Below are 12,390 nucleotides of genomic sequence, written 5' to 3'. Positions count from 1 at the left end.
TATTCACATTTTTTATATATAATTAATAGTTATTATTAAAATTTATGATAACGTTATAGAATCTAAATTCAAAAGATTCAAAGGAGAAGTATGAAAAAGTTGTTTGTGGTTGTGATGGCAATATTTTGGGCGATAGGAGCGAGTGCGTGGGCGGCACAGAGTAAAGATTCTAAAATCAGCAAAGATTTTAACATAGAATCTAAAGTAGATTCTAAAGCGGATTTTACACTAGATTCTAAAACAAGTGCAAATCTAGATTCTAAGGCAAATGCAAAGGTAGATTCCAAAGATTTTATAACCCTTGCGAGTAATGATTCTAAAGCGCTCAAAACAGATTCTAAAGTAGCCAAAAACAAAGGCACAATGGTCGTTTTAGACCCCGCTAGCATTGAGATTTTGTATATGATAGGAGCGGAGGATAGCATCCTTGCCATCCCTGATATGAAAAATATCGAGCCTGTGGAAAAGACTAGCAAGCTTGAAAAGGTCGGCACTTTTACAAATCCAAACCTTGAAAAAATAGTCGGTTTGAAGCCTAAAATCGTGGTGATTACGAGTTATAGCGTGGGGCTAAAGGATAGCCTAGAGCGTTATGGGATTAAGACCATTATGTTGCCTGTAAATAGCCTAAAGTCCATACACGACAACATTTTAAAGCTAGGCGAGCTAACAGGCAAGAGTGAGAATGCAAAAAAAGTCGCCGCTGATTTTAACGCGAAAGTCGAGCAGATAAAAGCCGACCCTATCGGCAAAAGCGGCGTTTTTATCTATAGTGGGACGCCGCTTATGGTGTTTGGTGGCGACACCCTGCCTAGCGATGTGCTAGAGACTATCGGTATCAAAAATATCGCAAAAGATGTCGTGGGCGAGAAGCCGATACTAAACACCGAGTATCTAATTGGCAAAAATCCTGACATTATTTTCTATGGGCTGCGTGTGAAAGACAAAGACGAGCTACTTAAGGCAAATGCGGCATTTAAGCACTTGAAAGCCATCAAAAATGGTAATGTGTATCATTTGGAATTACACGCCCTTTTACGCGGCTCACCTAGCATAATCGACCAAGTTTTACAGATAAAAGAAGATTTGAGGAAGAAAATAAAATAAATTGCTAAAATCTAACATTCTAATGCTAGAATCTCCTTTTACAATTCACAAAAATTTACAAAAAAGGCGAGAAAAATGGCGATAGATTCTAATAAACTTAAGGCGTTAGAGAGCGCGATAAAGCAGATTGACAAAGCCTTTGGCAAGGGAATGCTTGTGCGGCTTGGTGATAAGCAGGTTGAGAAAATAGATTCTATCTCCACAGGCAGTCTTGGCGTTGATTTGGCACTTGGCATCGGTGGTGTGCCTAAGGGTCGCATTATCGAGATTTACGGACCTGAGTCTAGTGGGAAAACTACGCTATCTTTGCAGATTATCGCCGAGTGTCAAAAGGCTGGCGGCGTGTGTGCCTTTATTGACGCTGAGCACGCCCTTGATGTGTATTATGCGCGAAATCTTGGCGTGGATATTGAGAATCTGCTTGTTAGTCAGCCTGATAATGGCGAGCAGGCTTTGGAGATTTTAGAGACGATTACGCGTAGTGGGGCGGTTGATTTGGTCGTTATAGATTCTGTCGCCGCGCTTACGCCAAAGGCTGAGATTGACGGGGATATGGGCGACCAGCATGTCGGGCTTCAAGCGCGTCTTATGAGCCACGCACTTCGCAAGATTACGAGTGTGCTTTATAAGATGAATACCACGTTAATTTTTATCAATCAAATTCGTATGAAAATCGGTATGATGGGCTATGGCAGCCCAGAAACCACCACTGGTGGGAATGCACTAAAGTTTTATGCAAGTGTGCGCCTTGATATTAGAAAAATTGCCACGCTAAAGCAAAATGACAGCATTATCGGCAATCGCGCTAAGGTTAAAGTCGTAAAAAATAAGGTTGCACCGCCATTTCGCGAGGCTGAGTTTGATATTATGTTTGGCGAGGGCATTAGTAGGGAGGGCGAAATCATCGACTATGGCGTAAAGCTTGATATTATCGATAAAAGCGGGGCGTGGCTAAGTTACGGCGATAAGAAAATAGGGCAGGGGCGTGAGAATGCGAAAGTGTTTTTGAAAGAAAATAAGGACATTGCAAATGAAATCGCAAATAAGATAAAAGAGCAAATCGGCACGAGCGATGAGATAATGCCCTTGCCAGATGAGCCAGAGGATGAGGAAATAAACGCGAATGAAAAAGAAATCGCCACCGCAGAAAAAGCACCAAAAGAAACATCAAAAGATTCTACAAAAGAGAGTAAAAAGGGTAAATAAGATTCTAAAGGTTAGAATCTAAAAAGATAGATTCTAAAAGGCAAAGTGTGGGTGTGTCAAAAATTGCGTTTATTGATATTGAGGTAGATTCTAATGAATATGGAATCTTTATTGATAATAAAAAATTTGATAAAGAGTCTCAGTCATATTTTAAAGGTAAAGATTCTATAAAAAAGATAAATGATATTCTGCAAAAATATAATATAGAATATATTTGTGGGCATAATTTTATAAAGCATGATTTGCCATTTCTTAAAAGCAGGTTAGATTCTAATAAAATACATAATTTTTCATTTCTTAAAAATAGGCTAAATTCTAAGGAAATAATTGACACTTTGTATGTTTCGCTTTTATTAAGCCCGTGTGAAAAACACGCTCTAGAAAAAGCATATAAAAAAGATAAAGATTCTAAAAATAATCCATTTAAAGACTGCGTTGAAACTTATGAAAAATTTAATAAAATTGATAAAAAGTTTGATAATTTAGAATCTAACTTAAAAGAAATTTTTATATTTTTATTATTTGAAAATAAATATTTTAAGGGTTATTTTTCATATAAAAAGATTAAATTAGATTCTAAAATAGTACAAAAAATATATGAAAATATTAAAAAACTTGATAAAAAACATAGAATCAAAGATGTTAATTATTTAAAAGAAATGCTAGATTCTAAAAAATATAATTTAGAATTAGCTTTATGTTTGTCATTTTTACTCCAAAAAAATGATAATTTATCCATTTCTAGATATATTTTAGAAAATCATTATAAAGTTATTGAAATTCTACAAAAGCTAACTTTTAATACTAATTATATCAAAGATTTAGAATCTAATGCAAAACAGATTCTAAAAGATTTTAAAACTTTTAAATTTAATCAAAAAGAAATTATAGAATCTAGTTTAAAAAATAACGCTAAAAATTCAACATTTGCAATATTGCAAACTAGCGGTGGGAAAACTTTATGTTTTATGTTACCAGCTTTAATTGCCACTAAATCTTACAAGGGCTTAAATGTGGTAATTTCGCCACTTAAAGCATTAATGCAAAGCCATTATAATAGCTTTAAAGATATAAAAAATTTTAATGTGAAAGCCTATCATGGCGACTTAGATTCTATAAAAAAGAAAGAAATTTTAGAAAATATTAAAAATGGAAATATCGATTTATTATTTATAGCGCCAGAATCTTTAAGAAATAATTCTATATTTTATGCACTTAGAGCTAGAATTATTGCTCGTTTTATCATTGATGAGGCACATTGTATTAGCACTTGGGGGCATGATTTTAGGCATGATTATTTTTTTATTTCACATACAATTAATGAGCTAGAAAATACAGAATTTAAATTAGATTCTAAAGAAACAAGATACAAAATTCCTATTTCTTTATTTAGTGCGACTTGTAAAAAAGAAGCGATAAATGAAATAAAAAGCCATTTTAAAGAAAAATTAGATATAAATTTAGAAATAATAAATAAAGCTAAAAAAAGAAATGAGCTAAAATATAGTGCAATTTTTTGTGAAAATATAGAATCTAAATTTGAAAAATTATGCGAAATAATAGAAGAGCTAAAGCCAAATAAACACGCTCCTATGCTGATATACACGCCACTTAGCATTAATGATTGCAAAGAGCTAAAAATAAAATTGCAAAAAAAATATAAAGATAAAGTTATAGAATCTTTTTATGCGAATTTAGATAAGGATATAGAATCTAAATTAGATTCTAAAAATATAAGAAATAAAACACAGATTTTAAAAGATTTTATGGATGATAAAATTGATATTGTCATTGCCACATCTGCCTTTGGTATGGGCATTGATAAGAAAAATATTAGAAGCGTTATTCACTACACATTAAGCGATAGTTTAGAATCCTATCTGCAAGAGAGCGGTCGTGGTAGTCGCGATGGAAAAGAATGTGAATGCAAAGTGCTTTTTAGCAATGATGATTTTAGCGATATAGAATCTAAAATCATAAAAAATTCTGTATCTTTTAGCAATATAGAAAATTTAGCAAATGCTTTAAATAATCGCTTGAAAATAGAAAATAAAACATATAAAGATAGCCTATTTTTAACTCCTAGGACATTAGCTAAATATTGCAAAAGTAGCGAGCAAAACGCAAAAACAGCCTTGCTAGAATTAGAAAAATTACAATTTTTAAAACGCAAAAAAGATTACATAAATGTATTTGCCACATCAATAAATATAGAAAATACAAATATAGATTCTATAAAAACATTAAAATTTAAAAATGGCGAAATAATGAATGAAAAAATAAGAAAATATATGATTGAATTTATGCAATATTTATTAAATTTAAAAGAAATAAATGAAGTGGAAATAGAAAAAGCATTTATAGATTTAAGCTTGCCACGTGAGTATATAAACGATATTTTAAGTGAATTGAAAGCACATAAATTTATAGAATACAAAAATGATATAAGCATATTTTATAATAAAAGTGTAAAAGAAAAATTAAATGAATATATACAATTAGAAAATTTCTTATTAGATTCTATAAGAAATGCAAAAGATAATAAAATTAATTTTAAAAGCTTGAGAAACCCGCAAGATGCGAATTTTAACGATATAAATTTATATAAAAATATACTAAAAAGTTTTAGTTTCTTAGATAATTTTTTAGAAAATAATACAAAAGATTCTAAAATATTTGAAATTATAGAATCTAAAAAATTTTCTTGTAAATTTAATTTGGATAATTTTAATGAATTAAGTCAAATGTTAAAAAAGCGTCAAGAATTATGTGAATATATTGTTGATTTTTTAGATAAAAAGAAAGAAGATTCTAAAAAAACAAGCGAAATTATATTTTGTGAATTAGAAATGTTAGAATCTTTTAATAAAGATTTTTCAAGTAAAGTAAGCCAAAGTGGCTTACACTCGTGTTTAAATATATTAGAACATTTAGAATCTAATAATATTAGACTAAATAAATCTTGCATTTTTTCATACAAAAGATATGAAATACAAATCTTAAAAAATATAGAATATACACCAAAATTATATGAGGAAAATTTAGGGAAATATTATAAAAATAAGCTAGATTCTATATATATTTTTAAAGATTTTTTAGAAAGATTAAGCAAAGATTCTAACAATATTGATAATTTTATAACAGATTATTTTGAATTAGAAATGAAATCTTTTAAGGAAAAATACATAAAAGATTCTAAAATTGAAATTTTATATGATAATTTAAATGAAAAGCAAAAAAATATTTTAAATACGAATGGTTCTATGGTGATTTTAGCTCGCGCTGGTAGCGGTAAAACTGAGATTCTAACGCGTAAGATTCTAAAAATATTAAGCGAAAATAAAGATAAAAAAATACTAATGCTAACACATCAAAATAGCACACTAAATTCATTTAAAGCTAGAATCTATACTCGATTAAAAGAGCTGAATTTAAGTAATAATAATATTGAAATTTCTACAATACATAAATTTGCCTTAAATATTTTAGGGAAAAATTTAGATTCTATGGAAACACCAAGTAACACAAAAGCAATTATTGAAGCAACTAAAATTTTACAAGAAAGTGAATCTAATTTAGAATATGATATTTTTGCCATTGATGAATTGCAAGATATAGATTCTAAATTCTATCATTTCTTTAAAGCGATATATGATAAAATGCCTAGTAGCAGGGAATTTATAGGCGTTGGCGATACATTGCAAATGATAAATGACTATGATAATGAAAGTGGTGAAAATAGCATAGAAAATAAAGAAAAATATATACAAAATATAATAAATGGCTTTATGGAATCTAGTGATAAAAAATTCCACACAAAACCTTTAAATATAAATTATAGAAGTCTCAAAAATATCATTTCTTTTGCAAATTTATATAAAAATAAATATATAGATGAAAATATAGAATCTAATATGGAATCTAACACGCAAAATAATGGCAAAATAAATATAACATATTACAAAAATGACTACATGATAAATATTGCAAATATCCTAGATTCACAGCTAAAAAATTCTAAAAATCAAGGGAAAAGCTTTGGAATCTTTTTTAGGGAAAACGAGGAGGTGGATGAATTTTGTGAGATTTTAAATGCTAAAGATATTTCTTTTCGTGTGCTTAAATCTAAAACACATAAGTCAAATAATAGCTTTAGTGTTATAAAACTTGTAGAATTTCAAGATTTTTTAAATCTTTTAAAGGAAAAAAGCTATAAAGATTCTAAAAAAGAAATATTGCAGAAATATAAAAATACACAAAATTATCAATTATTACAAAATGCTTTTGAAATATATGAGCTAGATTTTAGAGATAATTTTTATGAATTTATAAAATATCAAGATTTATATTCATTGCAAACTCACGCAAATGTCACAATTAGCACAATGCATAAAGCAAAGGGCTTGGAATTTGATATTGTGTATTTTGGTTTAAAAGAATTAATAACAACAAAAGGTAAAAAAATTGATAATGCTTTTGAAATAAGATTGATATATATGGCTATCACACGAGCAAAAGAAAATTTAAATATACATATTTTAGATTCTAAAAATTTAGAAAGTTATAAAAAAATTGAGTTTATAGAATCTAATGACAATATAAATATTAAAGATTATAGAAATATATATTTTAATAAGGCTGATAAAATTTCATTTATTATGGGTCTCCGTGATGTTGTTTTAACAAGAATGGAACATATAGAAAAACCAGAGAAAATATATAAAAAGACACACATAAGAGAAATGGTAAAAGAGAGCGAAAACAATGGAAAATATACGTTGATTATTAAAGTTAATGTGGGTGATGAAATAAAAGTTAAAGAAGGGAAATATTACCTAAGCGATTATACAATTTCAAATGGAAAAAAGATATGTTACTATCATAAAGTATATTATTTTTATAAATATGATTATATAATCGCTGTGTCTTCAAATGAACTTATTAAGAAAATAGAAGATAATGAAAAAATGGGATACAAACTAGATTCTAAAGCAAAAGTTATGTATATAGTGGATTATTATGACGATAAAACAAACAAAACATACACACAAATTTTATGCCAAATCACAATGACAAAATAAATCTTAAAATAAAAATTATACAATTCTAGTCAAATTAAATTTTAAGGAAAAAAATGCCAAATTACGCGCTAAATTCATATCCAAATTATCCGCTAGATTCTATAAATATTACAGAATCTAATTCTCTAAAAACGCCAAAAGCACAAAAGCCGCTGCAGGTAAGCGAAATCACACGCCAGATTAAAAGCGCTATAGAATCTGATTTCCCTTATGTCGAGGTTATAGGCGAGATTAGCGGCTTTACTTTGCAAAAGACAAATGGGCATATTTATTTTAGTTTAAAAGATGAAAATTCTATGTTATCTTGCACTTTTTTTAATTTTCGCAACAAAAAATGTCCCATTTCTCGCGAGCTAAAAAATGGCGATAAAATCATCGCAAAAGGCGAAATAAAACTTTATGAGCAAAGAGGCACATTTGTTAGCCTTTAACCTACATCGCTATCTACTGTAACTTCTGTTTGATTATATGTATATCGGTTTAAAGCTAATATTCCATAGCCACACTTGCAAAGGCTTCATGTTGGCGGATACTTCTAAGCCATAGCTTAATAGACTTGCACAAGTTATCGACTTTTCAAATGTCATAATCATAACTTAAAGGCCATTACAAAAGAGCTTAATTTGTCTTGAGCTTAATATCATTTGAGAATATTATGGTGATTTTAGGGCTTTGGACTACGAAAAAAAAAGAGGTTTTATAGCGAGTTATCAAAATGGGCATTTTGATAATAATGGTAAAAAAACAAGCAAGTGTATAAGAAAAGAAATTAGGGAAATATGATAACACATTCCTAAAAATTATAGAATCTAATTATTAAAAGGCTAATGTTAAATCTAGATTCTATGTGTTTAGAATCTAAGATTTTATATTTTACGCATAAAATTGCTACAATAAGATTTTTGAAACTTTAAGGATTCTAAATGATACTACTAATCGATAACTACGACTCATTTACCTATAATATTTATCAGTTGGTCGCAAGGCTAGGCTTTGATGTGGTGGTAAAACGCAATGATAGCATAAGCATCGATGATATACGTGCGTTAAATCCTAGCCACATAATCTTAGGTCCAGGTCCAAATGCGCCGCAAGATTCTAGAATCTGCCTTGATATTGTGCGTGAATTGAAAGGCGAGTATGCGATTTTAGGAATCTGCTTAGGGCATGAAGCGATACTCCATGCCTTTGGTGTGCCGATTGTAAATGCCAAAAATATCGTGCATGGCAAGGTTTCACCGCTAAATCATAGCGAAGATTCTATATTTACCAACATTCCGCAGGGTGTGGCGATTACGCGTTATCATAGCCTTGTGGCGAAAGCAAAAGATATTCCAAATGAGTTTAGAATCCTTGCTTTTAGCGATGATAATGAAGTGATGGCAGTCGCACACAAGGAATATGCCCTTTATGGACTGCAGTTTCACCCTGAATCTATCGGCACGGAACACGGCGAAAAAATGCTTTTGAACTTTATAAATTACAAGCGAAATAGCATTCCGCTTAAGACTTTTTTGCATAAACTAGCCGATTTGCAGGATTTGAGCTTTACGCAAAGCTATGATTTGATGGAGTGTATCGCGGAGAATGACTTGACCCCAGCCCAGCTAGGCAGCGTTATTACGAGTTTTTACATTAAAAAGCCTACAAGTGATGAGTTAGCGGCGTTTTCTAGTTTGCTTGTGGCAAAGGCGGCTTCGTTTGATATTGATGGCAACGATTTTTTTGATATTGTCGGCACGGGCGGGAGTGCGCGTAAGACTTTTAATGTCTCTAGCACAGCCGCGATTGTCCTAGCGTCAATGGGCGTGAAAGTGGTAAAGCATGGCAATCGCGCAATTACTAGCAAAAGTGGCTCGGCTGATTTGCTCTCCGCTCTTGGCGTAAATATCAATATGTCGCTATCTACGGCTTTGAAGTGCTATAAGGAAATCGGGCTAACTTTTCTTTTCGCCCCACGCATTCATAGCGCCTTAAAGCACGTGCAAGGTGCGCGCCGTGAGCTAGGGTTTAAGAGTATTTTTAATTTGCTAGGTCCCTTAAGTAATCCGCTGAAACCGGACTTTCGGCTTATCGGTGTGTTTGATTCTAGCTTTTCATCTATTATGGCATCCGCGCTTGGCAGTCTTGGCTGTAAAAGGGCTATGGTGGTGCATGGGCTGGTAGATTCTAAAGATTCTAAGAATTTGGATTCTAAAAAACGCAAGACTTCATATAGCGAGGGCATCGATGAATTTAGCCTGTGTGGTATCACAAAAGTTAGCGAACTGAAAAATGGCGAAGTGATAAATTATGATTTTAACCCTTTAGAGCATGGAATAGGCTTAGTTAATTTCAATGATTTAAAGGGCGGCGATGTGGCAAAAAATGTAGAAATTACAATGGAGATTCTAAGCGGAGTTGATAGCCCAAAAGCTAACTTAGTCGCCCTAAATGTCGGCGCAAGCCTGTATCTTTACAACATTGCCAAAAGCATAGAATCTGGCTTCCACCAAGCCAAAGAACACCTAAAAACTAAATCCGCCCTAAAGACCCTAGAATCTTTTGTAAGATTAAGCAATATGTAATGTAATCTAGTTAGAACTAATCAATATTTTAACCCCAAATTATAGAATCTAAATTAAATCCGTTGCGTTTTTGCCACTCAAAAAGGCTTCGTCACTCCATAAATATTCCCATTTGCCAAAGCGACCGATAGGGATAATCTCATTTTTTGCCAAAAAATCTAATAGAATCTTCCTATCTTTTTCCATTCCTTTATAAAACGTCACATTGCCAAAAGGTGCAATGCGAAAGTCTTTTACGCATATATCTTCGCTCTTAAAAAGCCCCATTTTCACGCCCTTTTCTACCACGTGATTTATTAGCTTTTCGCCCTTTATTTTCAAGGGTTTTTCACGAGTAAAATAGATTTCAAACTGCATTGAGCTTGTATTTTTTGGCGTATTTTGTGGTGATTTAATGCTTGGCGAGTAGCATCTAGCAGGCAAAATATCTTCATCATAAATGTAAAACCATAAATATTTTGGAATTTGTGGTTTGTTAAAACCTAGTGAAATTAGGGCTACGCTTGTGTATTGCAGTTTGTTTGCGGTATCTATTATTTTTTGTGTGATTTTTATAGAATCTTTACGCCGCAAGGGTGTTACCCCCCCCCCCCCCCCGTAACATTTCTAAGTGATAATAAATCCGCGTAAAGTGGCAGTGGCAGGCTTGAAATGAGTTTGTCATAATTATCATTTGTGCCATCTTTAAAATACAAAATCTTTTCTTTAGAATCTATCCCTACAACTTCCTTATTATAGGCAATATTACACTCTTTTTGCGCCTTTTTAAAGAAGCTTTTGTAGCCACCTGATTTTGGGTAACGCATTTCTTTTGCGTAGTAGAAATTAAAATCTTGCGTTTCAAACGCACCTTTTAGCACTTCTTTCATATTTGGCTTATAAAACCTTGAACCAGCGGCAGATTCTAGCCATTTTACGCCCATTTCTTGCGCCTCTTTACACCAGTATTTTCGCGTGTATTTAAAGGGGAATTTTGTAGCAAAAACTTCGCCAAATTGCGCGATAAGCCAGTCAGCATAATCATTTACGCGTCTTTTTGTGTTTTTATTTTCTATAAAATCATTTATGATTTCAACTTTTTCATCGCTATCAAGCGGAGCTAAATTATTTTGTGCAGGATGTCTTAGCCACTTAGACTCATAATAGTTATATGCCACAGGTATATGTTTAATCAATTCGGTAGAATCTGCAAAGAAATCTTGCACATATTTATCCTTAGCAAAGGATAAATGCACAGCCTTGTCAAACAAAAAATTATCCACGACAAAATTCCCACAAAGCCCACCCCATGTAGAATCTTTTTCATAAATCACGCTTTCTATACCCTTTTGCTTTAAATGATAACCAGCTGAAAGCCCAGCTATCCCCGCCCCTAAAATCACTACTTTCATATTTGTCCTTTTTGTTGAGATAAATATATTTTACTTTGTAAAATTTTAGATTCTATAAATAAGCAGATATAGAATCTAAAAACTAAAATTAAAGTCTTAAAAGTCGATTTGTCACAAATATTATTACAAAGGTTAGATATGAGAAATGTGGTGCAAGATAAAATCTGTGTTGAGAATGAAAAATACGAGATAACTAACAATAAAAGCTCGAGAAATATAGGTGTAAAAGGCATGTTATCACTTGTGTTAGTAATGTGTATGGGTAATGTGGGGTTTTCAAAGCCATTTAAAAATGTATATGCAAAATCTCAACCTGTAACACCTAAAGAAATTACTAAAAATAGTAAAACAGGCTTTATGTTAGGTGCTGATATTGGTATTAAGACTTTAAACATACAAAAAGATTCTGATAATTTTATTATGGATTTTGGTATTTCATTAGGGTACGTGCTGTATTTTCATAAATCATTTGGGATGCGTATAAAAGGAGATTATCATTATGCGTTTATGAGCGTAGTTAGTGCAGATAGGATTGATCCAAGTAATAGTTATGTAGGTAATCTTAGCACGGGCAATTCGCATGAGTTTTTGTTTAATATGGATTTTTTGTATGATTTTTACAATAATAGTAGCGAAGGACTAAGTCTTGGATTATTTGCTGGAATAGGTGGTGGATATGTAATGCAGCCAACGCAACAGCCTAGTATTTCCCAAGCAGTAGGTGCTAATGCCTATACAACCATTAGCAGAAGTGGATTTGAGTTTGTATTTAATGCAGGATTTTCCACAATCTTTAAAAGTAAGCATAGATTAGAGTTAGCTTATAGATACGCTATTTTAACCCCAAGCTTTACAGGTAGTATCATACAAAATAATGCAATCGTAGGTAACATAGAAGCGAAAGCTAGTGTCCCATTTATGTTTAATTTAGGATATAGTTATGTGTTTTAAATCATTAAGACAATAATTAACAACACACTTACAGCACACATATAAAGATAGAATAAACATTTACACAAGAAACATAAGAATATGACT

Annotated in this window: 9 protein-coding genes; 6 read left to right on the top strand and 3 right to left on the bottom strand. The window is 31.7% G+C overall.

Going from position 1 to position 12,390, the window contains the following annotated elements; genetic code table 11:
• Nucleotides 1-90: 90 nt before the first annotated feature.
• The 4 genes from LS64_RS05340 to LS64_RS05325 all read left to right on the top strand — a co-directional run bounded on the left by LS64_RS05340 (nt 91) and on the right by LS64_RS05325 (nt 7,825).
• Nucleotides 91-1,107 carry an ABC transporter substrate-binding protein gene (locus tag LS64_RS05340; protein WP_052062548.1) on the top strand — a complete coding sequence of 339 codons (1,017 nt, stop codon included), beginning with the start codon at nt 91-93 and terminating at the stop codon, nt 1,105-1,107.
• A gap of 75 nt (nt 1,108-1,182) precedes the next feature.
• On the top strand, nt 1,183-2,313 hold the full coding sequence (gene recA, locus LS64_RS05335; RefSeq protein WP_081948343.1) for a recombinase RecA: 1,131 nt from the start codon (nt 1,183-1,185) through the stop codon (nt 2,311-2,313).
• A 47-nt stretch (nt 2,314-2,360) separates the two neighbouring features.
• Entirely contained in the window at nt 2,361-7,394 is a 5,034-nt protein-coding gene (locus LS64_RS05330; protein ID WP_034572534.1) for a DEAD/DEAH box helicase, read from the top strand.
• A gap of 53 nt (nt 7,395-7,447) precedes the next feature.
• Nucleotides 7,448-7,825 carry an exodeoxyribonuclease VII large subunit gene (locus LS64_RS05325; protein ID WP_052062547.1) on the top strand — a complete coding sequence of 126 codons (378 nt, stop codon included), beginning with the start codon at nt 7,448-7,450 and terminating at the stop codon, nt 7,823-7,825.
• 33 nt (nt 7,826-7,858) lie between these two features.
• Here LS64_RS05325 and LS64_RS13585 read toward each other — a convergent pair whose 3' ends face one another.
• Nucleotides 7,859-7,987, bottom strand: a complete 129-nt coding sequence (locus tag LS64_RS13585; protein ID WP_272916602.1) for a hypothetical protein — start codon at nt 7,985-7,987, stop codon at nt 7,859-7,861.
• A 330-nt stretch (nt 7,988-8,317) separates the two neighbouring features.
• Between LS64_RS13585 and trpD the strand changes: the two genes are divergently transcribed.
• Nucleotides 8,318-9,961 (top strand): anthranilate phosphoribosyltransferase, encoded by a 1,644-nt coding sequence (gene trpD, locus LS64_RS05320; protein ID WP_034572531.1) that lies wholly within the window; start codon nt 8,318-8,320, stop codon nt 9,959-9,961.
• Between the two features lie 48 nt (nt 9,962-10,009).
• Here trpD and LS64_RS13180 read toward each other — a convergent pair whose 3' ends face one another.
• Nucleotides 10,010-10,534 carry a hypothetical protein gene (locus LS64_RS13180; protein ID WP_237416269.1) on the bottom strand — a complete coding sequence of 175 codons (525 nt, stop codon included), beginning with the start codon at nt 10,532-10,534 and terminating at the stop codon, nt 10,010-10,012.
• 5 nt (nt 10,535-10,539) lie between these two features.
• Nucleotides 10,540-11,352, bottom strand: a complete 813-nt coding sequence (locus LS64_RS13175; protein WP_237416268.1) for a protoporphyrinogen/coproporphyrinogen oxidase — start codon at nt 11,350-11,352, stop codon at nt 10,540-10,542.
• A gap of 138 nt (nt 11,353-11,490) precedes the next feature.
• Here LS64_RS13175 and LS64_RS05310 point away from each other — a divergent pair, with 138 nt between their 5' ends.
• Nucleotides 11,491-12,303, top strand: coding sequence for an outer membrane beta-barrel protein (locus LS64_RS05310; protein ID WP_052062546.1), 813 nt, complete (start codon nt 11,491-11,493; stop codon nt 12,301-12,303).
• The last annotated feature ends 87 nt before the right edge of the window (nt 12,304-12,390 follow it).

Source organism: Helicobacter saguini (assembly GCF_000762875.2).
Lineage (GTDB): Bacteria > Campylobacterota > Campylobacteria > Campylobacterales > Helicobacteraceae > Helicobacter_A > Helicobacter_A saguini.
The sequence above is the reverse complement of the archived record's forward strand: the minus strand, read 5'-3'. Positions and strand labels throughout refer to the sequence as shown.

Excerpts from the sequence above, each read along its gene's own strand:
- trpD (WP_034572531.1), top strand. The coding sequence starts at position 8,318 with ATGATACTACTAATCGATAACTACGACTCATTTACCTATAATATTTAT.
- LS64_RS13175 (WP_237416268.1), bottom strand. The coding sequence starts at position 11,352 with ATGAAAGTAGTGATTTTAGGGGCGGGGATAGCTGGGCTTTCAGCTGGT.
- LS64_RS05310 (WP_052062546.1), top strand. The coding sequence starts at position 11,491 with ATGAGAAATGTGGTGCAAGATAAAATCTGTGTTGAGAATGAAAAATAC.
- LS64_RS13585 (WP_272916602.1), bottom strand. The coding sequence starts at position 7,987 with ATGATTATGACATTTGAAAAGTCGATAACTTGTGCAAGTCTATTAAGC.
- LS64_RS05325 (WP_052062547.1), top strand. The coding sequence starts at position 7,448 with ATGCCAAATTACGCGCTAAATTCATATCCAAATTATCCGCTAGATTCT.
- LS64_RS05340 (WP_052062548.1), top strand. The coding sequence starts at position 91 with ATGAAAAAGTTGTTTGTGGTTGTGATGGCAATATTTTGGGCGATAGGA.
- recA (WP_081948343.1), top strand. The coding sequence starts at position 1,183 with ATGGCGATAGATTCTAATAAACTTAAGGCGTTAGAGAGCGCGATAAAG.